The sequence below is a fragment of the Corynebacterium hindlerae genome (genome assembly GCF_014117265.1).
Lineage (GTDB): Bacteria > Actinomycetota > Actinomycetes > Mycobacteriales > Mycobacteriaceae > Corynebacterium > Corynebacterium hindlerae.
This window is the reverse complement of record NZ_CP059833.1, coordinates 1,471,557-1,496,081: the sequence shown is the minus strand read 5'-3', so window position 1 is coordinate 1,496,081 and position 24,525 is coordinate 1,471,557. Positions and strand designations below refer to the sequence as shown.

Genomic DNA, 24,525 nt, shown 5'->3' with positions numbered 1-24,525 from the left:
GTGCCCGCCCTAACCGGGCCGGGAGTAAGACAATGTTTTGATGTTACTTCAAAAGCGTGGCTGCGATGAGAGCATCGTTGGCCTCAGCCGCGAGGTTGCCTAGCTTGTCTGCTAGTTGTTTACGCTCGTCGAGTTCTCGCAGGATAGAGTCCAATTCTGCCAATTGCTCGTCCGTAAGCAATGGGATCTCAATGTCTAGGAATCCACGCAAGACCGTTCCGGGAGTGAGCACACCTGGAGCCGCTGTGCGCCGTTCGCGCATCTTGTGGTCGATGCAGGCTTTTACGATTCGCGGAGAAAGCTTTGAATCAAGCACACGAATGACCTTGGCAAAGTTGGGTACAGCCCATTCCTCGGAAGTGCCGGGCACAAGAGCGGAATCTCTCATACCCAGTGCAACAATGTCGCCTGAACGTGCGCATTCCTCATCTGCCGGTACCTCGACAAGCTCTGGCTCTGGGAGATTGATTGATGCAATCTTGGGAACTTTCTTGGTCTCGCCATTTGCTTTGTCTTTTGGTCGCAAATCGAGGATCTTGATCAGCTTCCGTTCAATCGCTTCTCGGAGCGAAATGAGAATCGGATTTTCAAAGCTTCCATGCTCGAAGGTCAGTCGGATTGGTTGGTCCAGCTTCTTCGAAATGGCATTGATTTCCGACTCAAGTTCCTTCAGTCGGTTCGCAACTTCCTGCTCAGATAGAGCTTCAAACAGCCACTCAGATGGGAGCAAGGAGCCTTCGCTCGTCACAAATTCAGCGAGGGAAACCGAAACATGTGGCACGTCAATGTGCTCACCTTTGCGGAGCGAGGTAATCCAACTGCCAATTTGTTCCAATCGGTTGTCCGCTTGGGATGCATCGATCAACGTTGTTGGGGTTTCACCTACAGCGTTTGGAGAACGCAAAACCCACAAAAGCGTCGGGATCGAGGTATTGGTCAACAGTCGTGGTGGCAATTGGAAAATGAACTCCACGCACCCATGTGCAATCAAATTCGATCGGAATTTCCTAAGTGGCCCTTGGAAGGCAGGGGCCAAAGGCGTCAAAGCGTAACCCCGGCCTTCGTCGGCAAGAACGTCGACAATTCTGGCAAGAAAAGCCGCATCCCCATTGGATGAAGAAGCGTTGGCGCCAACTTTTGTCCGTTCCATGGCTCGGCGCTGTTCCTTGTCGATGCGCATGCCAAATGGAAGTTCTGCAACGATGACATCAGGACGATCGCCCCCGAAAGTATCGGTGGTGAGGAAGTCTCCAGCTTTTACCGAAAGACGTGGTTCACCGATGGACTTTCGGAGAGAGACGATTTCGGTGGCAAAAGGATCGGTGTCTTGAGCTCGCAACTTTTTGCCGCCGGCACGACCGGCTTGAATAAGGGTCTCGCCAATGCCGCATGTCGGATCGAAAATGATGGAACTGTCCGTTACAGAAGTGCTCGCAGCAGAGGCAAGGATCGATGATGCCCGGGAGCTGCTTGTGCTGAACATTCCAAATGAACCGCGACCTTGATTGCCGAAACAATGCTCCAAAACAAGGGAAGCAAGGACCGACTTCTTTTCAGTAGAAAGCCCATCAAAGATTGCCACTAGCTCGGAACTTTCCGAACTTTCTCCAGCGAGATGTTGCAAGGCAAATTTTGCCAATTCGCCCGGGTTCAACCCTTCATTGGCCAAGGTATTGAGAATTGCTCTAAGGCGGAGTGAGGTCTTCTTGTCTTCGATTCCTGCTGGCAAGAGGTCATGTTCGGTCAGCCAAGTGAGGACTTCTTGGGCGTCGAAAAGCGGCCGGCGAGGAGTAGAGAGGGGGACAGGCTCGGGGAAGCTGTCTGCGTAGCGAGCGCGCCAGTTACTGACAGCAGCTCGGCTGACCTCTGCAAGGTCAGCAATATCCTTGAGCGCGAGAGTGCCCTGTGGGTTAGGCGAAAGCATAAGAATCCTTTGCGTTGTTGGAGTCGTATTCGAAAGTTGTCCATGTAGTTGCGGCCAACTTGAGTCGGTTGTTGAGAGCAGTCAATTCTGAGAACACGTGTACTTGGAAACCTCGGGCTACCAAAGCGTCGATCTGGTCGGTAAAGATTCCATCGCCAGATACCTCCACGACGTCGTCGCCTTCAGCGAGGATGACGTTCGACATTGCTTCGATGAGGGCCAAGTCGGCACCGTTCTCTCCCCATCCCTGGAGGATGCGAAATGGATTCCAACTTTGGTGGAGGTTTGTAATAGTGGTGATGTCCGCGGCGATTGTGATCTGCGCCGTCTTGTCGAAGCCAAGCATGCTAGACAATTCGTCGTAGCAGCGGTTCGACTCGTCAATAGTGTGAACGGGGCCTCCATTGAAATTCTCGATGTCGATGAAGTAGTGGGTGCGTGACTTCCGATTGGTATTAATGCTATCAGGAGTTTGAGTGGTCGTGTATGTCATTTTCAATCCTTTATCTAGCTGCTCTTGACGGGGTTATTTTCACTCGATGTCTTCATGGTAGGGCATACACGCACACTAGGCGAGTGAATGACATACACAGCTATCTGTAAAGAGGTCGTGATTCACGTTTGTAGGTGGAAATTTTGATCAAATGTCCAGCTAGATGGTTGAAAATAGCGAAAACTGGCGAGCTGATCGTGGGTGAATAAAATTAATTAAGCGAGCTGTGTACGTCATTCGGAGCGTGAAAGACGCAATATTCGAACGACCGTCCACGTTGGAATCTATACTTCTTTTGTAGAGAAGGGACTACTTAGAGGGGCAACAAAAGTCTCTCTAGTTCAAGCAGAAATGATGAAAAGATGACAGTTGTTGACAATGATGCACTGCAAAGGCCGGTTCATCCTGGTGAAGTTCTATTGGACGACTTCCTCCGGCCTAACCGAATGACTGCCAAGGATCTAGCAATTGAAATTGATATTGGACTTGGTGTGGTTCAGAAGATTATCCAGGGTAGGCAGTCAATAACCCCAGTTCTGGCTCGTTTGCTAGCGAATTGTTTTGGAACTTCTGAACAGCTTTGGATGAATCTGCAAGCTGAGTACGACCGCCGCATGGCACAAGACGGCGGTGCGTCGCCAAACCCCTAAATCTCCACCACCATCTTTCCGCGGTTTCCGCCGGTGAACAGCTCAAGGAATGCGTTCGGCATGTTCTCGATGCCGTGGCGGACTGTGGTGTCGGTGCGAATGGAGCCGTCGAGAAGCAAAGGCGCTACTTTTTCGCGGAATTCGCCGCCGAACTGGGCGTATTGCCCCACAACGAAGCCTCGCAGCGTGAGGCACTTGCCGATCGCAAGCCCCAGATTACGTGGCCCCGGCGTCGGTTCGGTGGCGTTGTACTGGGCGATGGCACCGCACATCGCGACGCGGCCGAAGGCGTTCAGCGTGGCGATCGCGGCCTCGAGGTGATCGCCGCCCACATTGTCGAAGTACACGTCGATCCCCTCCGGAGCCGCCGCCTTCAGCTGCTCAGCCACCGCGCCGTCCTTGTAGTTGAACGCTGCATCAAAGCCCAGGTCAAGCAGGTGCTGCACCTTCTCAGGCGACCCGGCCGAGCCGATGACTCGGGACGCGCCGAACTGCTTTGCCAGCTGCCCGACCATCTGCCCCACGGCACCCGCAGCGCCGGAGACAAACACCGCGTCGCCCTCCTTGAATTCCGCGACCTTCATCAGCCCGACGTACGCCGTCAGCCCCGGCATGCCCAGCGCACCCAGGTAGGTTGCGGGCGCGATCGCACGCGTATCGACGACCGTCGCCTCGCCTTCACCCAGCACAGCGTGCGTCCGCCAGCCCAGGAAATGGGAAACCATCGTGCCGACCGGGAGCGCGGCGGAACGCGATTCGATCACTTCGCCGATGGCACCGCCAGTCAGCGGCTCATCGATCTGGAACGCTGGGATGTAGGATTTCACGTCATTCATGCGGCCGCGCATGTACGGATCCACCGAGGTCACGATGTTTTTCACCAGCACCTGGCCGTCCTGCAGGGAAGGCAACTCTGCTGTTTCCAAGCGGAAGTTCTCCGCGGTGGGCGTGCCGGTTGGGCGGAACGCGAGGGCCCAGTGGGAAGCTTGTCGAATTTCCTTATCCATAGGTACAAAATACCGGGGATATATCCCAATTGAATAAGGAAATCCGGCCAGCTTAATAGGAATAGAACCCCTTCCCGGTCTTCCTACCGAGCTCGCCCCGAGCCACCATCTCGCGCATGAGCGCTGGTGGTTCGAAGCGTTCGCCCAGGGTGGAGGCGAGGTATTCGGAGATGCCGAGGCGCACGTCGAGCCCAACAATGTCCGTCAAAGCGAGCGGGCCAACCGGGAACTTGTATCCAAGGACCATGGCATTGTCGATATCCTCTGGGGACGCGACGCCCTCCTCGACCATGCGGATCGCTTCAAGGGCGATGACGACGCCGAGGCGGGAAGAGGCGAAGCCAGGGGAGTCCTTGACCACGATGGGGGTCTTGCCCAACGCTGCGACCCATTTCTTAGCCTGCTCAACCAGATCCGAAGAGGTCGTCTCGGCCACCACGATCTCTACGAGCTTCGAGGCTGGCACCGGGTTGAAGAAGTGCAGGCCGATGACCTGGGATGATGGCACCACCGAGGCGAGATCGGTCACCGAAAGAGACGAGGTATTGGACGCGATCACAGCCTCCGGTGCCGCCGTCGCGATGTCGGCGAAAGCCTTAGCCTTCAGGGAGAAGTCTTCCGGAATCGCTTCCACGACCAGCTCGCAACCGGCGAAGTCAGACACAGCGGTGGTGCAGGTCAAGCGGTCCAGGTAATCGGAGGCCGAACCGGAAGCGCCACGTTCGATGGATTTTTCCACGTCGCGCGTGATGCGCCCCAGCGGGCCCGCCGGATCAATATCGACCACGGTCACGGCAGCTCCGGTCATGAGAAATGCGTGCGCGATTCCGGCGCCCATGCGGCCGCCACCTAGTACTCCTACGCGTGAAAGTGTCATTTCTTCTTCCTATCTAGAAAAGCCTGCATGCGGTCGAATTTCGCTTCGGATTCGAAGCAGATTGCCTGGGCGATGTTGTCCACGTACGGGTGCGCGGCGGCGGGCATGGCGAACAGCTGCTTGGAGAGGCGCACAGCCAGCGGGTCTTGCTTGCCGACGCGGTCCGCCAACTCATGCGCCGCTGCCAGCACATCCTCATGCAATCCCGTCACATAACCGCAGGCCAGGGCCTCTTCCGCATTCAAGATGCGTCCCGCCAGCAGGATTTCCTTAGCGATCGGCTCGCCGACTACCTCCCGGAGTCGCCACAAGGCACCTGCTGCCGCGGTGATCCCGAGTCCGGTTTCCGGCTGGCCGACCTTGATGCGTGGGGTGCCGAGCCGGAAATCCGCTGCTAGCGCTAGTTCCGACCCGCCGCCGAGGGCGTAGCCGTCGATCGCTGCGATGACGGGCATCGGTAGGCGAGCGATGCGGGTAAAAAGGGTGGAGTTGACACCGCGGAGGGCGTCGTCACGCCTGCGTTCCCGCAGCTGGCCGATGTCCGCGCCGGAGGCGAAAATCCCTTCGGCGCCGGTGATGATGAGGATCTTTGGGTCGTTTTCCAGCGTTGCGCAGAGCTCGTGGAATTCGGCGATCATCTGCGCGTCGATGGCGTTGCGGACCTCGGGGCGCGCCATCGTCGCAACGACGCGATCGTCCAAGTAGTCAATGGTCAGAGCAGACATTTATACCCTTTCGATAGCGATAGCAGTGCCCTGGCCGACGCCGACGCACATGGTGGCTACGCCGCGAGAAGCACCGGTCTGCTCGAGGCGGTTCAGCAGAGTGACGGTGATGCGAGAACCGGAGGAACCGAGCGGGTGGCCAAGGGCGATGGCGCCGCCCCACGCGTTCACTTTCTCGGGATCAAGGTCCAGCTCACGGACGGTGGCAAGCGACTGGGTGGCGAAGGCTTCGTTGATCTCGAAGGCGTCGACATCCGAGGTGGACCAACCAGCGCGATCAAGGACAGAACGGGTCGCTGGGATCGGGCCCAGGCCCATCACTGCAGGTTCCAGGCCCACGGCCGCATTTGCGATGACGCGGGCACGCGGCTTGAGACCGTACTTGGACAGGGCTGCTTCGGAGGCCACGATGATGGCGGATGAGCCGTCGTTAAGCGAGCTCGAATTGCCGGCGGTGACCACCTCGCCGCCCTTAACGACGGGCCGCAGGCGGGCCAACACCTCCGGGGTGGTGCCGGCGCGCGGCCCCTCGTCTTCGGACACGAGCGTGACGTTGCCCTTGCGGTCCTTCACCGGTACCGGGGTGATCTCGGCAGCCATAAAGCCACGCGAGGCCAACGCCCGTTCCTGGGACTGGACGGCAAAGGCGTCGGCGTCCTCGCGGGAGATGTTGCTGCGGCGTGCGACCTCTTCGGCGGTCTCCGGCATGGAGTAGGTCATCTTGTCCTGAGCTGCGAAAACCGGGTTGACGAAGCGCCAACCAATCGAGGTATCGAAGATCTCGCCGGGCTTGGCAAACGCGGTTGAGGGCTTTTCCATAACCCATGGCGCACGGGACATGGACTCTACGCCACCTGCGACAATGATGTCGGCCTGGCCGGATTCCACCATGGCGGTGGCCAGGGCAATCGCGGACATGCCGGAGGCACAGAGGCGGTTGACGGTGATGCCCGGTACGGAATCAGGGAAACCGGCGAGCAGCCAGGCCATGCGGGCCACATTGCGGTTCTCTTCACCAGCGCCGTTGGCATTACCGAGGATCACTTCATCCACGGCCTCGGGCGGGATCCCAGAGTCCTCGACCACAGCCTTGACCACCAAAGCAGCCAGGTCATCGGGGCGGACGGAGGACAGCGCGCCACCATAGCGGCCCACCGGGGTGCGGGTTCCGGATACGAGATATGCAGTCACGTTATTTCCCCTTAAACTCTGGACGGCGCTTTTCCTGGAAGGCGGCGAAGCCCTCGAAGTAGTCTTCGGAGCTGCACAGTTCGCCCTGGGCTACATTCTCGGCTTCCAGAGACTCCCAGAGTCCGATGCGCTCATCGCGGATCTGGTGCACCAGGGCACGGGACTTCATGAAGGCGAGCGTTGCCCCCTGGGCTGCCTTAACCGCCTTTGCACGGGTGAATTCCAACAGTTCAGCGGCAGGCACCGCGCGGGAGAACAAGCCAGCGTTCACAGCATCCGCGCCGGTCATCAGATCGGCGGTGACGATAAGGTCCATGGCGCGATGCGCGCCGAGCCGCTCGACAAACAGGGCGTGCCCACCGGAATCGAGGGTGGCACCCAGGTTGGCGAACGGGGAACCGATCTTGGCGTCCTCGGCCACGTACACAATGTCAGTGGCGACCGCCAGGCCCAGGCCAACGCCCAGGCAGGCGCCCTGCACAGCAGCGAAAGTAGGCGCTGGGAAGGTAGCCATCTGGCGTAGCACCGGGGTGACCTTGTTGGCCAGGTAGTCGTAGGCGTCGTCCTCCCTCGGGTTCACGCCAGCGATGTTGCGGCCCGCGCAGAATCCCCGGCCTTCGCCGCGCAGGACCAGAGCGCGGACCCCGGCAGCTGCAGCCTCGGTGTAGGCCCCGGCCAGGTCAACTAAGTCCTGCTCAGCTAGGGCGTTCATCGCCTTCGGGTTGTTCAGGGTGACTTCGGCGACGTTGTCAGTGATATCCAGTTCGATCATCTAAAAAGCTCCTAGGAGTCAAAGTCAACGGTGAGACAGGAAGAAGTGGGGCGGGTTTGGCAGGTCAGCACGTAACCGCGCTCTACTTCATCCGGTTCGAGGGCGTAGTTTTCATCCATTTCGTATTCGCCCTCCACCACGCGGGCGCGGCAGGTGCCGCAGACCCCGCCGGCGCAGGCGAACGGGACGTCGGAACGCTTGCGCAATGCGGCGTTGAGCACGGTTTCGTGCGCGGAGACCGGGGATTCAACTTCGCCTGTGAGCCCATCGAGAGTGAACTTGATTTTGAAAATGTCTTCACCCTCCTTAATCTCCACCTCGCGCCCCTGTTGACCGGCTGGCGCATCGCCTGGTTTTCCGGTGGTGAACAGTTCAAAACGGACGCGGTCTTCAGGCACGCCGCGGGCAGATAGCGTGTCGCGGCACAGCTGAACCAGCTCAAAGGGACCACAGAGGAACCATTCGTCGGCGCCGGAATCAAGGACGTTATCCAGCAAGGATTCCAGGCGCTCGCTGTCGATACGGCCGGTGAACAGCGGGTTCACGCGGTTTTCTCGGGAGAGCACGTGGTGCACTGCGAAGCGGGACGGGTACTTATCCTTGAGGTCGCCGATCTCCTCCGCGAACATCACGTCTCCCGCGCCTTTGTTGGCGTAAACCAGCTCAAAGGTGTGGTCGTCGGCGGCCTCGAGGAAAGCGACCGCGATTGCCATGATGGGGGTGACGCCGGAGCCAGCTGCGACGGCTACCAGGTGTTTCTTTCCTTTGCCAGCAGCGGACGGGTCGTTGAGGAAGGTGACGTGGGTGCGTGAGGTGAATGCCCCTTGTGGGTTCATCACGTCGATGGTGTCGCCAACCTGCAACTCGGTGTTGGCCCAGGTAGAGAATACGCCACCGAGATTCCTCTTGATGCCCACCTTGATCACAGACGCGCCCGTCGGTAAGCGCTCGGGCACTGCACAGATGGAGTACGAGCGGCGCACTTCCTGGCCGTCGATGTCTTTGCGGAGCGCTACGTACTGGCCGGGGATGTAGTTGTAGTCGTCGGCGAGCTCAGCTGGGACCTCGAAGGATACCTCCACGGCGTCGTCGGTGAGGCGGCGAATCCCGGAGACCGGTAGCGGGTTGAATGACACCTTCTTGTTCATTAGTGCACCTTAAAGTAGTCGAATGGCTCGTGGCAGTCCCGGCAGCTGTAGAGCGCTTTGCAGGACGTGGAGCCGAAGTGGCTGAGTTTGTAGGTATTGCGCGACTTGCAGCGTGGGCAGGTCACCGGGGCGCTGAGGGTAAGGGGGATAGGGCCGCTACTGCGTGCTTCACGACGCGGTGGTGCGATGCCATATTCCTCTAGCTGTTGCTTGCCGGTTTCCGTCATCCAATCGGTCGTCCACGCGGGGTGGAGCACGAGATCAATGCTGGGGCGAGGAAACCCTGCTTGCTCCACTGCGGTTTTGACATCTGTGGAGATAGTTTCCATAGCGGGGCATCCGGAATAGGTTGGGGTGATTGTGATGACCGGTTGTTCCCCGTCAAACCGCACCCCACGCAAAATCCCAAGGTCAGCGATCGAAATAACCGGGATTTCCGGGTCGGGTACTGTGGCGGCAGCATCCCACAGCTGCGCTTCACGTTCCGTGGTGGGCCTGAGCTCGTGCATGATGACCTCGCTACCAGGTGGCGCCTGGGTGCTGGCGGGCGAGCACCTGCATTTCGGCGAGAATATAGCCGCGTTCTTCGGAGAACATTCCCGTGCGGTGCCCGGAGCGGGCCTGCTTGGCCTGCGGGAGTTCCAGGCCTGCCTTGTCGATGATCCACGCGATCCGTTCGTCAAACTCGGCCTTCAGGGTGGATGGCTTCACCGCGATGCCCTCGAGTTCTGAGTGGATCGGCTGGTCTTCAAAAAGTTCCGCCAGGTAGGGCCACATGTGGTCCAGACCTTTTTGCATGCGAGTGTGGGATTCCTCAGTACCTAGCCCCAGCCGCAGCAACCATTGGGAGGCGTGGTCCACGTGGTACTCAATTTCCTTGAGGGCCTTCGCCGCGATCGCCTTGAGGGTGTCATCCTGGGATTCCAGCAGAGCGGTGTACAGCCCGTGGGCGTAGTAGGAAAACAGCAGCTGGCGGGCGATAGTGTGCGCAAAGTCGCCATTTTCCTGCTCTACCAAGCGGCAGGAACGGAACTCTTCCTCGTTACGGAAGTAGGCGAGGTCGTCTTCGGTCTTGCCCCAGGCGGTGCCAGCGTAGGACAGGAGGAAGCGGGCGTGCCCCAGCAGGTCGAGGGCAATGTTTGCTAGGGCGATATCTTCTTCCATTTCTGGGGCGCGGGAGACCCACCAGCCGAGGCGCTGGGCCAGGATGAGGGCGTCGTCACCCAAGGTGAGTGCGTACTCGGCGACCTTCTCGGGGGCGGTCACACCAGAGTTTTGAATGTCCTCCGCGGTGATGGCGTCGCCCATGGACTGGCGGGTGGCGGAGTCGGTCGTCGTGATGCTCACAGGTGCTTCACCCCTTCAGACTTGGTGTAGTAGGTGGCGTGGCGGAAGCTCTTGCCCTGTGCGGATTCGAAAAATCCGCCCTTGGAATCCGGGTCAGACGCGGTGATAGCCTCGGCAGGAACAACCCACACGGAGGTGCCTTCATTGCGACGTGTGTACAGGTCACGCGCGTTGCGCAGCGCCATCGTGGCATCTGGGGCGTGCAACGACCCAGCGTGGACGTGAGAAAGACCGCGGTTGGTGCGGACAAAAACTTCCCACAGTGGCCAGTTGTTAGACATGTGCTTTTCCTTTACGCAATCAGAGAGGTGTCGTTGGACTCGTACTTTTCGGCGTAGGCGGCCGCGGCTTCCCGCACCCAAGCGCCCTGCTCAAAGGCTTCTCGACGCCGCTGCATCCGCTGCTCATTGCACGGGCCATCGCCCTTGATGACGCCGAAAAACTCGTCCCAGTCCAGCGCGCCGAAGTCGTAGTGACCGCGTTCTTCGTTCCACTTCAAGTCGGGATCTTCGAAGTGCAGACCCAAGGCCTCGGCCTGTGGCACGATCATGTCCACGAAGCGTTGTCGCAGTTCATCATTGGAAAAACGCTTGATGTTCCACGCCATGGACTGCTTGGAGTTCGGCGAATCGTCATCCGGTGGGCCGAACATCTGTAGGGCCGGGCCATAGAATCGGTTGATCGCCTCCTGTGCCATCTGCTTCTGCTCCGGGGTGCCGTGGGCGAGCTCGTACAGGATCTCCCAGCCTTGGCGCTGGTGGAAGGATTCCTCCTTGCACACGCGCACCATGGCACGGCCATAAGGTCCGTAGGAGCAGCGACACAGCGGGACCTGATTGCAGATCGCTGCGCCGTCGACAAGCCAGCCGATGGCGCCGACATCTGCCCAGGTGCGCGCCGGGTAGTTGAAGATCGAGGAGTACTTGGCTTTGCCTTCGAGCAGTTGATCCACGAGGGTGTCGCGGTCGGTGCCGAGTGTCTCCGCAGCAGAGTACAGGTAAAGACCATGGCCGGCTTCATCCTGGACCTTTGCCATGAGGATCGCCTTGCGCTTGAGGCTTGGGGCGCGGGTGATCCAGTTGGCTTCTGGCTGCATACCGATGATTTCGGAGTGGGCGTGTTGGCTGATCTGGCGGGTCAGCGTTTTTCGGTAGCCCTCCGGCATCCAGTCGGTGGGTTCGATCCGGGAATCTTCTGCGATGAGGTTATCGAAGTGTTCTTCAGGGGTCATGGCATCTCCTCAGTTAATTACTGATCGTTCGGTCAGTATATGGGGAGATGTGACTTGGATCAAGTAGAAATGTGATCGGGGTTACTGGAATTGTGGGTTATCGCTTCTCTGGCCGGCCCGGTAACACCCGGAATGTCCCTCGAAATTCCGCGACCGGCTTCCCCTCGCAGGTGAGTGTGACATCCACGAAGCCATTGCGACCCCACGACTGCACGGTACGGGCATGGCCGTCGATGCGCTGCCCTTCAAAGGCGGGGGCGATGTAGTGGATTGAATTGTGGGTCGCCACAGCAGTCTCACCTGCGGCATTGCAGGCGCCAGCGAACAGGGAATCGGCGAAAGTGAAGAGAATGCCGCCTTGGACAGTGCCATGGCCGTTGCAGTGTTTGTGCTGGACTGTGAAGTGTCCATCGCATTCGCCGACCGCTAGATGTGTGATGGCCGCGCCAAGATCGGTGGTGGCCGGATCGTCAGCGAACATCGTTCGAACATGCTCAAATTCGGGGCCCGTCGCAACTCCGGGGGCAAGGATTGGATGATTCATGGCCACCAGCTAAGCACAAAATGTGGTGCGCGTCACCAAGTTTCTGAACGATCGTTCGGAATGGGTATCGTTGACGGTTGTGGGAAGTCAAGTACGGCGTCAAGTAAAGCAAGGTCGGCCCGGTTATAGTCGCGATGATGTTATGCGTATTGCGGTGCAGGAATTCAATGCGCGTGGCTACGAAGCAACCAGTATGGGCGACCTGGCCAAGGTCCTCGGCCTCTCCAAGTCTGCGATCTATCATCACATTTCCTCGAAGGAAGAATTGTTGAAGTATGCCACCGACCGGGCGCTCAGCCTGCTTGATGACCTGGTCGCGGAGGTAGAAGAACTGCCAGGTCCGGCACTGGAGAGGCTTCGGCTGTTGGTGCGTGGCACCACGCTGGCGCTGTGCCGGGAGCCGGAATATGTCACGCTGCTGCTCCGGTTGCGGGGCAACTCCGAGGTGGAATTGGAGGCGTTGGCACGACGGCGTGAATTTACCAACTATCTGGTCGGCCTCGTTTCCGCTGCGCAGGAGGAGGGGGCGCTCGATCCGGATGTGGCGCCCAATGTGGCTGGACGCTTGTTGTTTGGCATGATTAATTCGCTGGTTGAGTGGTACTCGCCTGAGGGTGCCTTGGATCAAGATGAGGTTGCCGACATCGTGGAAACGATGGCGTTCTTAGGTTTGCAGCTTTAGCGCCTGAAACATCACTAACAAAAATCCGGCAAAGTTTTGCAAAAAAGGTGGCGTAGGTCACCTGCTTTGTTGTAGTGTGAGTCACACATTAGCTGAACGATCGGTCAGTAAAGTCCGGTTCGATAAGAAAGTTGGATTCACACGTGACTTCTGTATACGACATCATGTCCACTCATCACGGTCCTGAAACAGGGATCGAATTTGCCTCCCGCGATGAGATCACCGCACTGCAAACCGCCCGTGCGAAGAACACTATCCGTCACGCCTACTTCAACGTTCCGCACTACCGCCGCGTGTTCGACGAAATGGGCGTGCACCCGGACGACTTCAAAGAGCTGTCCGACTTGGCTAAGTTCCCCTTCACTGAGAAAAAGGACCTGCGCGCCGAATACCCCTTCGGAATGTTTGCGGTGGGGGATCACCAGATCGCCCGCATCCACGCATCGTCCGGCACCACGGGCCTGCCGACCGTCGTGGGATACACGCGCAATGACATCGAAATTTGGGCCGACTTGGTGGCTCGATCCCTGCGTGCAGGAGGCGTTCGGCCAGGGGACAAGGTCCAGGTGGCCTTCGGGTACGGGCTTTTCACGGGCGGTTTGGGTGCGCACTACGGCGTCGAGAAGCTTGGCGCTACCGCCATCCCTACCTCCGGCGGCATGACCGAACGCCAGGTGCAGATCATCCGCGATTTCAAACCGGACGCTATCCTGGCCACCCCGTCCTACATGCTCAATGTGGTTGACCGCATGCGTGAGGAAGGCATGGACCCGGCAGAAACCTCGCTGCGCACCGGAATTTTCGGCGCCGAGCCTTGGACCGAAGGCATGCGCGGTGAGCTGGAACAAGCCCTCGGAATCGATGCCACAGACATCTACGGGCTCTCCGAAGTCATGGGCCCAGGCGTCGCGCAGGAGTGTGTCGAGACCAAGGATGGCCTCACCATCTGGGAAGACCACTTCTACCCAGAGATCGTGGATCCGGAAACCTTGCAGCCAGTTCCCGACGGGGAGTTCGGCGAACTTGTCATCACCCCGCTCACAAAGGAAGCGTTCCCGGTCATCCGCTACCGCACCCACGACCTCACCCGCCTGCTTCCCGGCACCGCACGCTCCATGCGACGACTCGAACGCATCAGCGCGCGTAACGACGACATGATCATCCTGCGCGGGGTGAACTGCTTCCCATCGCAGTTTGAGGAACTGATCGTCGAAGAAGCTGCACTGAAAACCAAATACCAGTGTGTGCTCGACCGTAAGGGGCGCATGGACACCCTGACGATCCTGGTGGAAGGCCACCCAGATTTCTCCCAGAGCGAGCGCGACAATGCAGGACACCACCTGCAGAAACAGATCAAAAACCGCATCGGCATCACCGTTGGCGTTGAGGTTCGCGATCACGTTGACACCGGTGAAGGCAAGGCCAAGCGCCTTGTTGATAACCGGCCTAAGAGCTAAGAGAGCCTCCCATGACCACTGCAACCACGGAAACGACGCCTGCCCCATTAACCACGGAACACCGCCGTGTGCTCGCAGGCTCGATGGTCGGCACCACCATCGAATGGTTCGACTTCTTCATCTACGCGCAGGCAGCTGGCCTGGTGTTCGCTGCCCAATACTTCAACCCGGCATCGAACTCCTCCCCAGCACTGGCACAAATTGTGTCCTGGGCATCGATTGGAATTTCCTTCCTCTTCCGCCCACTCGGCGCCATCATCGCCGGTCACCTCGGAGACCGCTTTGGTCGTAAACTAGTGCTGGTCTTGACACTATTCGGTATGGGTGGGGCAACCGTCGCAATGGGCCTGCTCCCGAACTACGCCACCATCGGCATCGCAGCTCCGCTCATCCTCGTGCTGCTCCGCATTATTCAGGGCCTTTCTGCAGGCGGCGAATGGGGCGGCGCCGCGCTGCTCGCCGTGGAACACGCGCCGGTCAATCGTCGCTCCTACTTCGGTTCCTACCCGCAAATCGGCGTGCCAGCAGGTATGTTCCTTGCCACCGTGTTCATGCTGGCTCTCACCCGACTCACCACCGACGAACAATTCAACGCCTGGGGCTGGCGCATTCCGTTCCTCTCCTCACTCGTCCTGATTGCAGTCGGCTACTTCATCCGCAAAATGGTCGAGGAGTCCCCAGTTTTCGCTGAACTTCAGCAGCTGCAAAAGGAATCCAGCGCCCCAGTGGGAGTGCTGTTCAAGAACCACACCAAAGACGTATTCATCGCGGCCTTCATCTTCGCAGGCTGCAACGCTGCCGGATACCTCGCCATCGCGTTCTTCAACTCCTACGGCACCAAAGTCCTCGGACTACCAAAATCCCAAGTTCTCCTCGTATCACTGCTGGGATCCGTCACCTGGCTCATCGGCACCATCTGGTCCGGACTCTGGGGCGATCAATTCGGCAAAGTCCGCACCTTTGCCTGGGCCTACGTCGCCATGATTGTGTACGCCATCCCCATGTGGCTGCTCATCGACACCCGCAACATCTACCTCTTCGGTGTCGCCGCCCTCATCCTCGGCCTCCTACTGGGTGCAACCTACGGGCCACAATCCGCACTCTACGCCGAGATGTTCCCAGCCCGAATCCGACTGTCCGGCGTATCAATCTCCTACGCCATCGGCTCCATCTTCGGCGGTGCCTTCGCCCCGATGATCGCGCAAATGCTGCTCAACAAAACCGGATCATCCCTGGCAATTGGCGGTTACATCGCCTTCATCTCCCTGCTATCCCTCATAGCTGTGCTCATGGTGCCGAAAGGTATCGAAGGAAAAAGCCTGCACTAGAAAGCGGGGTTCGCGTTGGCTTGATGGGCCCAGCAAACCCGAGGTTGGTGGGTTGGAGCGTTGGCCCCGACATTACGCCCCCGAGGTTGGTCTAAAAATGCTCTCACCAGCCCGAACTTCGGGAGGGTAATGTCGGGGAGAACGCGAACACTGACTCTTCTACCGATATGTGCGAGCGCAATAGTCACGTAAATCCCTCGTGACGCTTCAACCTCACACGTGCCCCAGCAAACTCGAGGCTGTGTGCTCAGCGCACTTGACCCCGACATTACGCCCCCGAGGTTGGTCTGAAAATGCTCTCACCAGCCCGAACTTCGGGAGAGTAATGTCGGGGAGAACGCGAACACTGCCCCTAATCTTGGGGGCATCGCAAAACCCCGCCCCTACAACTCCCGCCGCAGGCTATAGAACCATTCGATGTGGTGGCGGAGTGCTTCGCTGGCACGTTCTCCGTCGCGGTCTTCGACTGCTGCGAGGATGTCGCGGTGTTGGATTTGTAGTTGGTCGCGAGTGTCGGCCCAGCTGGGCAGGTGTGCGACCATTTCTGCGACGTATCCGATGGTTGCTTGGCGTAGCGAGTCCATGATGGTTTCTACGACGATGTTTCCTGCTAGGGAGGTGAGCAGGATGTGGAAGTGGGCGTCGTGTTCGTGGAAGGTGTCGCTTGGTAGGTCGGGGTCGTCCATGAGGTCGAGGAGCTGACGGGCTTCTGCGAGGGTGTGGGCGCGTTCTGGGGTTTCTGGGCCGTGTGCGGCTTCGAGTGCTGCTTGGGATTCGAGGAGGACACGGGTGTGGACGATGTCTTTGACCGGTAGCGAGCGGGTCGCCACGTGCATGCGCAGGGCCCAGGCCAGCGCGGAGGAAGGCTCGGAGATGACGAGGGCGCCCGCGTTGGGGCCGGAGCCGGTGCCTGATCGGACGAGGCCCATGGCGTCGAGGACGCGGATTGCCTCGCGTACCGACGCCCGGGAGATCCCAAAGTCTTCCGCGAGCTGGCGCTCGGCGGGGAGTTTGTCGCCGATGCTGATGTCGCCGGAGCGGAGTTTTTCTTCCAACCATTCGAGAATGACGGTGTAGACCCGGGGCTGGACCGGCGACATATGAAGCTCCTTAACATGGGAAATGTGCAGCAGTTCATTCTATAACTACTGCACATTTAGTTAAGGCGAAACTGGAACCTTTTCCGGCTGCTCTTGTGGTTGTCGAGCTGGAGCGTGCCAGAGCTTTCTGGCAACGATCATGAGCCCAATGACGATAAGTGTGGCCATGATGGTGCCCAGGTTGAGGCCCCAGCCTGTGACGAAGAGGCAGGCAATTGCGCCACCTGCCAGGCAGTAGTAAATGGTAACCCAGATGGTTTGACGGAGCAGTGCACCTTCGCGTCCGAGCAGGCCGACCGTGGCGGAGGCTGCGACAATGTTGTGGATCGCGATGGGGTTTCCACCCGCGCCACCAACGGCTTGCGCTGCCACGATCAGTTCTGGGCGGTCGAGGCCGATGGCGACGCCGGTTGAGAACTGGAACTGGGAGAACGTCAGGTTGGAGACGGTGTTGGATCCTGCAATGAAGGCTCCGAGCGCACCGATCCACGGGGCGATCGCTGGCCAGGACATGCCGGAGATGGCGGCTGCTGCTTGCGCCATGGTCACTGGCATGGAGGCGAGGCCGGATTCGTTGAGCGATGGGCCGGATTGGATGAGCACGCGCACGAGTGGGACGGCGAACATCAGGGAGGCTGCGGTGCCGGCGATCTGCTTGCCGGACAGGGAGAACGCTTCCTTGATCTGGGCTTTGTTCATTCCTTGCAGGTAGAAGGCCACCACGGAGGTGAGGATGAGGACGAAGCCTGGGAGATAGAACGGCTGGATGGAGGTGGAGATGCCGGTACCGAGGATGTCCTTGAATGGGATGGCTAGGCCGACCAGCCATTCCTTCAGAGGCCCGATGACGCGGGACGCTACCAGCAACGTTGCCATCAGGATGTAGGGGGCCCAGGCGCGGGCGCGGGTGATGCGTGGCGCTTCTTCGGATACTTCTGCTGGTTCGATGGTTCCCATCCAGTGTGCTTCCCAGCCGGAGCGGGGACCAAAGCGGAAGGTGGTTTTGGGGACGAGGAAACCGCGCTTGGTGGTGTACATGACCAGTGTCATGCCGAAGATGCCACCGAACAGTGCTGGGAATTCAGGTCCGAGGAAGCGGGCTACCAGGACGTATGGAATGGTCATGGCCAGTGATGCGTAGATGGCGAACGGCCAGACTTCCAGGCCGTCGCGGAACCTGCGCTCCGGTCCGAAGAATCCGGTGAGCATGGTGACGATGAACAGCGGAATGAGGATGCCAACAATAGTGTGGATGGCGGCAACGTGGAAACCGATGTGGGCGAGGAAGTCGGGCATGGTGAGTCCCAGTGCCGCGGCGCGTTCTGCCACTGCGGAGTCTCCGCCGAGGCCACCGCTGACGCCGACCAGGATGGGGGTACCCACGGCGCCGAAGCTCACCGGGGTGGATTGGACGACGAGGCCGACCATAACGGCAGCCATTGCCGGGAATCCAATGGCCAGCAGCAGTGGGGCCACAACGGCTGCGGTGGTGCCGTAGCCGGAGACGCCTTCGATGAAGGAGCCGAAGAGCCAGCCGATGATGATCGCTTGGATGCGACGGTCTTCCGAGATGCCGTTGAAGCCGGCGCGGATGGTGGTCATTGCGCCGCCGATGGTGAGGGTGGAGAGCAGCAGCAGGGCGCCGAACACCACATAAAGCATGGTGATGGCGACGATGATGCCTTCAATGGTGGCGCCGATAATGCCGATCGGCGTCATTTTCCACACGCTCATTGCGACGATGACGGCAGCCACGTACCCGACGGGCATCGCGCGTTTAGCCGACCAATGGAGGCCGGCGAGGAGCACACCGACGAGCACCAGTGGCAGCAATGCCAGGCTGCTCAGGACAGCGAGATTGTCCATAAAAGTCCTTTCCGATAGGCGTTCACCTGCTGTTTTGGATGGCAGGAGAAGGCAAGTGGGGGCAACGAGCGACTAGGGGATGGTCGTCGATAAGGCGCTCGCGCTTACAACTCACAGCCAACCTGTGTGGTCAGTCCACAGGAGAATATGTGTTGCGGGTCACGTTCGTCAAGTGGTGTCAGGAATATTTTTGCCATTTGCGTGATTTACCTCACCGTTCTACTATGGTCTGACCACAAAGGTTGTTGAAAAAATAACCGCACTCACCCCCGGAGGACCCATTGAAAATCGCACTCTTTTCCACGTGCATCGTTGACGCGATGTATCCGAGAGTCGCCTTAGCCACCGTCCGCATCCTGGAACGCCTCGGGCACCAGGTGGTGTACCCAGCGGGCCAAGGATGTTGCTCCCAAATGCACGTCAACAGCGGATATCTGGACGAGGCACTCCCGGTGGTTCGCAATCATGTGCAGGCGTTTTCGTCGGAAAGCTTCGACTACGCCGTTGCCCCGTCCGGTTCCTGCGTCGCCTCGCTCGGCCACCAGCAACCGATGGTCGCCCGCGCCGCTGGTGAGGAACAGCTCGCGCGGGAAGCGGAGGACGTCGCCGCACGCACCTACGAGCTATCGCAGCTGCTTATCGACGTCCTCGGTGTCACCAACGCCACGTCCCAACTTGGGTCCTACTTCCCACACACCGTCACCTACCACCCGTCTTGTCACGGCAAGCGGCTTCTGCGGTTGGACGATCGCCAGCCCAGCCTGCTACGCACGGTCGAGGGGATTGACTTCCGTGAGCTGCCGGATTCCGATGAATGCTGCGGTTTCGGCGGCACGTTCTCGTTGAAGAACTCGGACGTTTCGGGCGCCATGGTGGAACAAAAGCTCGGCAACATCGCTGCCTCCGGCGCGAAACTATGCACCGGCGGTGACGCCGCCTGCCTGCTCCACATCGGGGGCGCGGCCCACAAACGAGGCGAGGACATCCAGACCGTGCACTTTGCCGAAATTCTGGCCGCCACCCGCACGAACCCACTGGATATCACCGGCGACGTGCAACTTTCTATTCCAGTAGGAGCGAAGTGATGACAACGAACCTTGGAATGCCACGCCCCCGCCCAGCCTATGGGCAGGGAAATGTGCACGCGGATATCCCGTTCCCGAAGGCAGCGAAAGAGCAGCTGCGTAACGAGCAGATGCGTGCGAACATTCACCACGCCACGCACACCATCCGTGCCAAGCGATCGGCGGTAACGGCGGAACTGCCGGACTGGGAGGAACTGCGCAACGCTGGTGAGGCGATCAAACGGCGGGTGGCCGCGCAGCTACCTGCACTGTTGGAGGAGTTCGAGCGTAACTTCACGGCTCGTGGCGGTAAGGTGCACTGGGCGCGTGACGCTGCGGAGGCGAACCGGATTGTCACTGAGCTGATTCAGGAGACTGGGTCGACGGAGGTTATCAAGGTTAAGTCCATGGCCACCCAGGAGATCGGCCTGGATGCACACCTGGAGACGCAGGGGATCCACGCGACGGAAACGGACCTTGCGGAGCTGATTGTGCAGCTAGGCAAGGATAAACCGTCGCACATTTTGGTGCCTGCTATCCACCGGAACCGGCATGAGATCCGGGATATTTTCTTGCAGGAAATGCCAGAGACGGATGAGTCGTTGACCTCGGATCCAAGCGATCTGGCGGATGCTGCCCGCACGCATCTGCGGGAGAAGTTCCTCAAGACCACCGTTGCCGTATCTGGCGCGAACTTCGGGGTGGCGGAAACCGGGACTTTGAGCGTGGTGGAGTCGGAGGGCAATGGCCGGATGTGTCTGACGCTTCCGGAGACACTGATTACGGTGATGGGCATCGAAAAACTCATCCCCACCTTTGAGGATCTTGAGGTGTTCTTGCAGTTGCTGCCACGGTCATCGACAGGCGAGCGCATGAACCCATACACCTCCATGTGGACTGGGGTAACCCCAGGTGACGGCCCGCAGAATGTGCACATTGTGCTGCTGGATAATGGCCGCACCGCGGTGCTCAGTGACGAGGTTGGCCGCGACGCGCTGCGCTGTATCCGCTGTTCAGCGTGTCTGAATGTGTGTCCGGTGTACGAGCACGCCGGCGGGCACGCGTATGGTTCGACGTACCCCGGCCCAATTGGGGCGATTTTGTCTCCGCAGCTCACCGGCATTACGTCGGCGGAGAATGCGTCGTTGCCGTTTGCGTCGAGTTTGTGCGGTGCGTGTTACGACGTGTGCCCGGTGAAGATCAACATTCCGGATATTTTGGTGCACCTGCGTTCTGAGGCGGTAAAAGCGCAGGACAACAAGGTGCCGACCCAGATGGATCTGCTGATGAAGGCGGCGTCGGTGGCGATGTCTTCGGGCAGGCGGATGTCGCTGCTGGAGCAGGCGTTACCGCTGGGGCGTGCGGTGGCGTTGCCGGGGAAGAAGATTAGTTGGCTGCCGGGCATAGCGGGTGGTTGGACTGATCAGCGTGACATTCCCGTGCCACCGAAGCAGTCATTCCGGAACTGGTGGAAGCAGCACAGTGCGGAAACAGCCGAGCGTCTATCCCAAGACGGTTTCACCCCTGAGGAGGGCAACAATGAGCGCTAAGCAAGAGATTCTGCGACGTATTGCGGGCGCCCTCGCCGACGTGCCTCAGGCCCCAGAGGTGCCGCGCGCTTATCGACGCACCTCGTCCCTCAATCACGCCGCCACCCTGGAGATGCTGGAAGATCGGCTCCTGGACTACAAGGCGAACGTGTACCACGAGACTGCCGAGTCTCTCCCAGCCCGAATGGCGGAGCTGCTTGGCGAGGCGACCCGCATCGTGGCACCGGATGGGCTGGATCGCGCCTGGTTGGCTGCGCGGGAGGCAAACCGTACCTTCTTCGAGTCGAGCTCAGAGGTCCTGCCAACCCGCGAGCTCAATGACACTGTGTCTGCCGTGGTCACGTCTTCCACAGTGTCCTGCGCCGAAACGGGAACCATCTTCCTCACCGGCCGCGCCAACGAGGGACGCCGCGCTATCAGCCTGGTACCGGACCATCATGTGTGCGTGGTGCCGGTAGATACTGTGGTCGAACTGATCCCGGAAGCACTCGCCCGGGTGGAGCGCACCGCACCGATCACGATGATCTCGGGTCCTTCCGCAACATCGGACATTGAGCTTGAGCGTGTGGAGGGAGTGCATGGGCCTCGCCGCCTGGATGTGATCTTGCTGGGGTAGCGGTGAGAATAAATTTCCCCGGACTAGTACCGCGGTGTTTTTGATCGTTGATAGACTTAGCGGGCGTACCTGATCGTTACTGCACTAAGGACGCACGCTGCATGACTGCACAGAAAGTCGGATTTGACCGCGACAAATACATCGCGATGCAATCGCACCACATTAAAGAGCGGCGCGACCAAATCGGTGGGAAGCTGTACCTGGAAATGGGTGGCAAGCTATTTGATGATATGCACGCCTCCCGCGTTCTCCCCGGGTTCACCCCTGATAACAAGATCGTCATGCTGGAACAGCTCAAAGATGAGCTGGAAATCCTCGTCTGCCTCAATGCCAAAGATCTGCAGCGCCACAAGGTGCGCGCGGACTTTGGCATCACTTATGAAGAGGATGTGCTCCGCCTGATCGATGGCTTCCGGGAACAGGGCTTTCTGGTCGAACATGTGGTGATGACGCAGATGGAGGACGACAACATCCAGGCCACCACGTTCCGGGAGCGTCTGGAGCGCCTCGGCCTTAAAGTGGCCATCCACCGCACGATCGCGGGCTATCCTTCCAACACCAAACTGGTGGTCTCCGAGGAGGGGCTGGGCCGCAACGAATACTCCGAAACCACGCGTGACCTGGTGGTTGTTACCGCGCCGGGCCCTGGCTCCGGCAAGCTGGCCACGTGTCTTTCGCAGATGTACCACGAGCACCAGCGGGGTATCCAGACCGGATACGCCAAGTTCGAGACCTTCCCGATCTGGAACATCCCGCTGAACCACCCGGTGAACGAGGCCTACGAGGCTGCGACGGTGGACCTGGACGATAAGAACATCATCGACCCCTTCCACCTCACTGCCTACGGCGAAACTACGGTCAACTACAACCGCGACGTAGAAGTGTTCCCGCTGCTCAAGGTGCTGTTGGAGAAGATCGCCGGATCCTCCCCGTACCAGTCCCCAACCGACATGGGCGTGAACATGGCCGGCCACTGCATCTCCGACGACGAGGTGTGCCAAGAAGCCGGCCGCCAAGAAATCATCCGCCGCTACTATAAGGAACTCGTTGCCGAGGCCCGCGCGGAGCTCGATCCGATCGGTTCCGAGCGCGTCGCCATGATCATGGGCCGCCTGGGCATCGAAACCTCTGAGCGCTCCGTCATCGCCCCAGCTCTCGAGCTTGCTGCCCAGACCGAAGCGCCGGCCGCCGCCCTGCAGCTTCACGACGGCCGCATCGTGGTAGGCAAGACCTCTCCTCTGCTGGGCTGCTCCGCCGCCGTCGTGCTGAACGCGCTGAAGCTGCTCGCCGGAATCGACTCCGAAGTGCACCTGCTGTCCCCTGAGTCCATCGAACCAATCCAGACGCTCAAGACCAAGCATCTCGGCTCCCGCAACCCGCGTCTGCACACCGACGAAGTGCTCATCGCGCTGTCCACCTCGGCATCCACCGACGACAACGCGCGCTTGGCTTTGGAGAGACTGCAGGAGCTGCGCGGCTGCGACATCCACACCACCACGATCCTCGGATCCGTGGACGAAGGCATCTTCCGTAACCTCGGAGTGCTGGTGACCTCGGAGCCGAAGTTCGCGAAGAAGAGCCTGTTTAGGAAGTAGGGTTTGGGCGGCCGGATTTAGCGTACCGATGGGATTTTCAAGGCTTGGATCGTCCCATCCGTACGCTGGATTTGGGGAAGCCACCTCTTGGCGGGCTCACCCGGGTATCGAACTGTGTGGAAGCCAGTCTGCGCTCGGCGAAGGTGATGAGGTCAAGGATTTCATCGGCGAGGTAGCCGGTGGTTCCTGACTTGTGCACGGACTTTCGGCGCAGGATTCCCGCATCAGCAAGTGACTCCAGGGCACGCCTAGCAGCAGTGTCTGACAGGTCAAAGATTCGTGCTGCGGAATTGGCGGTGAGAACCGGATACTCGGCTAGTTGGGTGAGAATGCGGGCTCCGGCAGAATCGGACCGGGGAGCCCGTTTGGCCCCACTGTTTGTGTGGTGCGTATTAAAACGCTGGTGCCACTCGGCTGTGAGTTCGGCGATGTCCTCAGAAATTCGGGCACATTGTTTGATGGCTTCCTCTGTGGCTGTGAAGAAGAAGTCCAGCCACCCGTCAATGTTGGATTCTCGGAATGCGGTAAGTCCAGCTACGTAGCGGTTCGGCCATGTACCTAAGATCATGCTCACTGGCAGCATTGGGGAGTTGGTGAGGCCTCGTCGCTGCAGTACCGCATGAATGAGGGCGCGCCCGACGCGTCCGTGGCCGTCGGCGAATGGGTGAATGGTTTCGAATTGGGCATGGACAATTGCGGCCTGGATCAATGCGCCGTGCTCTGCGCCGGAGAGATAGATGCATAGGTCGTCGATAAGCCCTGCAACGTATTCGGGTGGTGGTGGTGGGACGAACTCGGCCTCAAGGGGGTTCCAATTCGAGCCGCCGATCCAGTTCTGCTCAGTGCGCAGTCCTGCGATCTTTGGGGTTTCGATGAGGCGGGATTGCAGTTCGCAGAGGTCGTTGGGAGTGATGGCGTCGGCCGTGGCGATGCGACTTTCCACCATTTTGAGGATGGCGATATTGTTTGCCACTAGCTCGGCGCTTCGACTAAAACCGGTGATGCTTTCAGAGTCGGCTAGTTCGGCGAGTGCCACTTTGTCGGCGGCTGGGGCAATGCCTTCGATCCGGGAAGAGGAAATTGCCTCGGAGCGCAGCAAGAAACGGGAAATTCCTTCGAGACCGAATGCGGTGTCTTTGCGAGTCAACGAGAGCAGTTGGCGCTCTAGGATGCCGGCGCGGGAGGCTATTTCTGGAGAAATAGAGATGCCCTCCGAGAGTGGATCTGGCAGGTAAGCACGATACTTTCCGCCTGCCTGGGCGCGGCGACTTAAGCCGGTGCCGTCAGCAGGCAGCCACGTCTTTTCCAGCCACTCGCCCATCGATCACTCCTAACTTTAAGCTTTATCCTTCGGTGAA

General features: G+C 59.4%; 24 protein-coding genes. 8 read left to right on the top strand and 16 right to left on the bottom strand.

Features of this window, described 5'->3' with window-relative positions; all coding sequences use genetic code 11:
* Window positions 1-43 precede the first annotated feature (43 nt).
* Window positions 44-1,924, bottom strand: coding sequence for an HsdM family class I SAM-dependent methyltransferase (locus HW450_RS07390; RefSeq protein ID WP_182385014.1), 1,881 nt, complete (start codon window positions 1,922-1,924; stop codon window positions 44-46).
* Window positions 1,911-2,417: an NYN domain-containing protein gene (locus tag HW450_RS07385; RefSeq protein ID WP_182385013.1), complete on the bottom strand. Its 507-nt coding sequence runs from the start codon at window positions 2,415-2,417 to the stop codon at window positions 1,911-1,913. The genes HW450_RS07390 and HW450_RS07385 overlap by 14 nt, the downstream gene beginning before the upstream one ends.
* A 362-nt stretch (window positions 2,418-2,779) precedes the next feature.
* On the opposite strand from HW450_RS07385, the gene HW450_RS07380 reads away from it, so the two are divergent.
* Complete coding sequence (locus HW450_RS07380; protein ID WP_182385012.1) at window positions 2,780-3,067, top strand: HigA family addiction module antitoxin; 288 nt, start codon at window positions 2,780-2,782, stop codon at window positions 3,065-3,067.
* On the opposite strand, the gene HW450_RS07375 is transcribed toward HW450_RS07380, so the two are convergent.
* The 11 genes from HW450_RS07375 to HW450_RS07325 all read right to left on the bottom strand — a co-directional run bounded on the left by HW450_RS07375 (window position 3,064) and on the right by HW450_RS07325 (window position 11,909).
* Window positions 3,064-4,074 (bottom strand): NADP-dependent oxidoreductase, encoded by a 1,011-nt coding sequence (locus HW450_RS07375; protein ID WP_182385011.1) that lies wholly within the window; start codon window positions 4,072-4,074, stop codon window positions 3,064-3,066. The genes HW450_RS07380 and HW450_RS07375 overlap by 4 nt on opposite strands.
* Before the next feature lie 52 nt (window positions 4,075-4,126).
* Window positions 4,127-4,951, bottom strand: a complete 825-nt coding sequence (locus tag HW450_RS07370) for a 3-hydroxyacyl-CoA dehydrogenase family protein (protein ID WP_182385010.1) — start codon at window positions 4,949-4,951, stop codon at window positions 4,127-4,129.
* Complete coding sequence (locus HW450_RS07365; protein WP_182385009.1) at window positions 4,948-5,676, bottom strand: enoyl-CoA hydratase/isomerase family protein; 729 nt, start codon at window positions 5,674-5,676, stop codon at window positions 4,948-4,950. Before HW450_RS07365 ends, HW450_RS07370 begins: the two co-directional genes overlap by 4 nt.
* Window positions 5,677-6,867, bottom strand: a complete 1,191-nt coding sequence (locus HW450_RS07360) for a thiolase family protein (RefSeq protein ID WP_182385008.1) — start codon at window positions 6,865-6,867, stop codon at window positions 5,677-5,679.
* A gap of 1 nt (window position 6,868) precedes the next feature.
* Window positions 6,869-7,639, bottom strand: a complete 771-nt coding sequence (locus tag HW450_RS07355) for an enoyl-CoA hydratase/isomerase family protein (protein WP_182385007.1) — start codon at window positions 7,637-7,639, stop codon at window positions 6,869-6,871.
* An 11-nt stretch (window positions 7,640-7,650) separates the two neighbouring features.
* Entirely contained in the window at window positions 7,651-8,787 is a 1,137-nt protein-coding gene (gene paaE, locus HW450_RS07350) for a 1,2-phenylacetyl-CoA epoxidase subunit PaaE (RefSeq protein ID WP_182385006.1), read from the bottom strand.
* Window positions 8,787-9,296, bottom strand: a complete 510-nt coding sequence (gene paaD, locus HW450_RS07345; RefSeq protein WP_182385005.1) for a 1,2-phenylacetyl-CoA epoxidase subunit PaaD — start codon at window positions 9,294-9,296, stop codon at window positions 8,787-8,789. The genes paaE and paaD overlap by 1 nt, the downstream gene beginning before the upstream one ends.
* A gap of 10 nt (window positions 9,297-9,306) precedes the next feature.
* Window positions 9,307-10,134 (bottom strand): 1,2-phenylacetyl-CoA epoxidase subunit PaaC, encoded by an 828-nt coding sequence (gene paaC / locus HW450_RS07340; protein ID WP_182385004.1) that lies wholly within the window; start codon window positions 10,132-10,134, stop codon window positions 9,307-9,309.
* Window positions 10,131-10,415, bottom strand: a complete 285-nt coding sequence (gene paaB, locus HW450_RS07335; protein ID WP_047241130.1) for a 1,2-phenylacetyl-CoA epoxidase subunit PaaB — start codon at window positions 10,413-10,415, stop codon at window positions 10,131-10,133. The genes paaC and paaB overlap by 4 nt, the downstream gene beginning before the upstream one ends.
* An 11-nt stretch (window positions 10,416-10,426) precedes the next feature.
* Window positions 10,427-11,365 (bottom strand): 1,2-phenylacetyl-CoA epoxidase subunit PaaA, encoded by a 939-nt coding sequence (gene paaA / locus HW450_RS07330; protein ID WP_182385003.1) that lies wholly within the window; start codon window positions 11,363-11,365, stop codon window positions 10,427-10,429.
* Between the two features lie 97 nt (window positions 11,366-11,462).
* Window positions 11,463-11,909: a hotdog fold thioesterase gene (locus HW450_RS07325; RefSeq protein WP_182385002.1), complete on the bottom strand. Its 447-nt coding sequence runs from the start codon at window positions 11,907-11,909 to the stop codon at window positions 11,463-11,465.
* A gap of 142 nt (window positions 11,910-12,051) precedes the next feature.
* Between HW450_RS07325 and HW450_RS07320 the strand changes: the two genes are divergently transcribed.
* From HW450_RS07320 to HW450_RS07310, 3 genes are all read left to right on the top strand, one after another.
* Window positions 12,052-12,591, top strand: a complete 540-nt coding sequence (locus HW450_RS07320; protein WP_182385001.1) for a TetR/AcrR family transcriptional regulator — start codon at window positions 12,052-12,054, stop codon at window positions 12,589-12,591.
* A gap of 143 nt (window positions 12,592-12,734) precedes the next feature.
* Window positions 12,735-14,048 (top strand): AMP-binding protein, encoded by a 1,314-nt coding sequence (locus tag HW450_RS07315; protein WP_182385000.1) that lies wholly within the window; start codon window positions 12,735-12,737, stop codon window positions 14,046-14,048.
* Window positions 14,049-14,059: 11 nt separating this feature from the next.
* Window positions 14,060-15,376 carry an MFS transporter gene (locus HW450_RS07310; protein ID WP_182384999.1) on the top strand — a complete coding sequence of 439 codons (1,317 nt, stop codon included), beginning with the start codon at window positions 14,060-14,062 and terminating at the stop codon, window positions 15,374-15,376.
* Between the two features lie 383 nt (window positions 15,377-15,759).
* Here the strand turns inward: HW450_RS07310 and HW450_RS07305 are convergent, their stop codons facing one another.
* Together HW450_RS07305 and HW450_RS07300 are read right to left on the bottom strand one after the other, a co-directional pair.
* Window positions 15,760-16,476 carry a FadR/GntR family transcriptional regulator gene (locus tag HW450_RS07305; protein WP_182384998.1) on the bottom strand — a complete coding sequence of 239 codons (717 nt, stop codon included), beginning with the start codon at window positions 16,474-16,476 and terminating at the stop codon, window positions 15,760-15,762.
* A gap of 60 nt (window positions 16,477-16,536) precedes the next feature.
* Entirely contained in the window at window positions 16,537-18,342 is a 1,806-nt protein-coding gene (locus HW450_RS07300; protein ID WP_182384997.1) for an L-lactate permease, read from the bottom strand.
* 281 nt (window positions 18,343-18,623) lie between these two features.
* On the opposite strand from HW450_RS07300, the gene HW450_RS07295 reads away from it, so the two are divergent.
* The 4 genes from HW450_RS07295 to HW450_RS07280 all read left to right on the top strand — a co-directional run bounded on the left by HW450_RS07295 (window position 18,624) and on the right by HW450_RS07280 (window position 23,167).
* Complete coding sequence (locus HW450_RS07295; RefSeq protein WP_182384996.1) at window positions 18,624-19,427, top strand: (Fe-S)-binding protein; 804 nt, start codon at window positions 18,624-18,626, stop codon at window positions 19,425-19,427.
* On the top strand, window positions 19,427-20,956 hold the full coding sequence (locus HW450_RS07290) for a LutB/LldF family L-lactate oxidation iron-sulfur protein (RefSeq protein ID WP_182384995.1): 1,530 nt from the start codon (window positions 19,427-19,429) through the stop codon (window positions 20,954-20,956). Before HW450_RS07295 ends, HW450_RS07290 begins: the two co-directional genes overlap by 1 nt.
* Window positions 20,946-21,572, top strand: a complete 627-nt coding sequence (locus tag HW450_RS07285) for a LutC/YkgG family protein (RefSeq protein ID WP_182384994.1) — start codon at window positions 20,946-20,948, stop codon at window positions 21,570-21,572. The genes HW450_RS07290 and HW450_RS07285 overlap by 11 nt, the downstream gene beginning before the upstream one ends.
* A gap of 101 nt (window positions 21,573-21,673) precedes the next feature.
* Complete coding sequence (locus HW450_RS07280; protein ID WP_182384993.1) at window positions 21,674-23,167, top strand: DUF1846 domain-containing protein; 1,494 nt, start codon at window positions 21,674-21,676, stop codon at window positions 23,165-23,167.
* 37 nt (window positions 23,168-23,204) lie between these two features.
* Here HW450_RS07280 and HW450_RS07275 read toward each other — a convergent pair whose 3' ends face one another.
* Complete coding sequence (locus HW450_RS07275) at window positions 23,205-24,488, bottom strand: Fic family protein (protein WP_182384992.1); 1,284 nt, start codon at window positions 24,486-24,488, stop codon at window positions 23,205-23,207.
* Window positions 24,489-24,525 lie beyond the last annotated feature (37 nt).

What these genes read in the sequence shown, in the direction of transcription:
- HW450_RS07390 (WP_182385014.1), bottom strand. Translation starts at nt 1,924, where the DNA reads ATGCTTTCGCCTAACCCACAGGGCACTCTCGCGCTCAAGGATATTGCT.
- HW450_RS07385 (WP_182385013.1), bottom strand. Translation starts at nt 2,417, where the DNA reads ATGACATACACGACCACTCAAACTCCTGATAGCATTAATACCAATCGG.
- HW450_RS07380 (WP_182385012.1), top strand. Translation starts at nt 2,780, where the DNA reads ATGACAGTTGTTGACAATGATGCACTGCAAAGGCCGGTTCATCCTGGT.
- HW450_RS07375 (WP_182385011.1), bottom strand. Translation starts at nt 4,074, where the DNA reads ATGGATAAGGAAATTCGACAAGCTTCCCACTGGGCCCTCGCGTTCCGC.
- HW450_RS07370 (WP_182385010.1), bottom strand. Translation starts at nt 4,951, where the DNA reads ATGACACTTTCACGCGTAGGAGTACTAGGTGGCGGCCGCATGGGCGCC.
- HW450_RS07365 (WP_182385009.1), bottom strand. Translation starts at nt 5,676, where the DNA reads ATGTCTGCTCTGACCATTGACTACTTGGACGATCGCGTCGTTGCGACG.
- HW450_RS07355 (WP_182385007.1), bottom strand. Translation starts at nt 7,639, where the DNA reads ATGATCGAACTGGATATCACTGACAACGTCGCCGAAGTCACCCTGAAC.
- paaE (WP_182385006.1), bottom strand. Translation starts at nt 8,787, where the DNA reads ATGAACAAGAAGGTGTCATTCAACCCGCTACCGGTCTCCGGGATTCGC.
- paaD (WP_182385005.1), bottom strand. Translation starts at nt 9,296, where the DNA reads ATGCACGAGCTCAGGCCCACCACGGAACGTGAAGCGCAGCTGTGGGAT.
- paaB (WP_047241130.1), bottom strand. Translation starts at nt 10,415, where the DNA reads ATGTCTAACAACTGGCCACTGTGGGAAGTTTTTGTCCGCACCAACCGC.
- paaA (WP_182385003.1), bottom strand. Translation starts at nt 11,365, where the DNA reads ATGACCCCTGAAGAACACTTCGATAACCTCATCGCAGAAGATTCCCGG.
- HW450_RS07325 (WP_182385002.1), bottom strand. Translation starts at nt 11,909, where the DNA reads ATGAATCATCCAATCCTTGCCCCCGGAGTTGCGACGGGCCCCGAATTT.
- HW450_RS07320 (WP_182385001.1), top strand. Translation starts at nt 12,052, where the DNA reads ATGCGTATTGCGGTGCAGGAATTCAATGCGCGTGGCTACGAAGCAACC.
- HW450_RS07310 (WP_182384999.1), top strand. Translation starts at nt 14,060, where the DNA reads ATGACCACTGCAACCACGGAAACGACGCCTGCCCCATTAACCACGGAA.
- HW450_RS07305 (WP_182384998.1), bottom strand. Translation starts at nt 16,476, where the DNA reads ATGTCGCCGGTCCAGCCCCGGGTCTACACCGTCATTCTCGAATGGTTG.
- HW450_RS07300 (WP_182384997.1), bottom strand. Translation starts at nt 18,342, where the DNA reads ATGGACAATCTCGCTGTCCTGAGCAGCCTGGCATTGCTGCCACTGGTG.
- HW450_RS07290 (WP_182384995.1), top strand. Translation starts at nt 19,427, where the DNA reads ATGACAACGAACCTTGGAATGCCACGCCCCCGCCCAGCCTATGGGCAG.
- HW450_RS07285 (WP_182384994.1), top strand. Translation starts at nt 20,946, where the DNA reads ATGAGCGCTAAGCAAGAGATTCTGCGACGTATTGCGGGCGCCCTCGCC.
- HW450_RS07280 (WP_182384993.1), top strand. Translation starts at nt 21,674, where the DNA reads ATGACTGCACAGAAAGTCGGATTTGACCGCGACAAATACATCGCGATG.
- HW450_RS07275 (WP_182384992.1), bottom strand. Translation starts at nt 24,488, where the DNA reads ATGGGCGAGTGGCTGGAAAAGACGTGGCTGCCTGCTGACGGCACCGGC.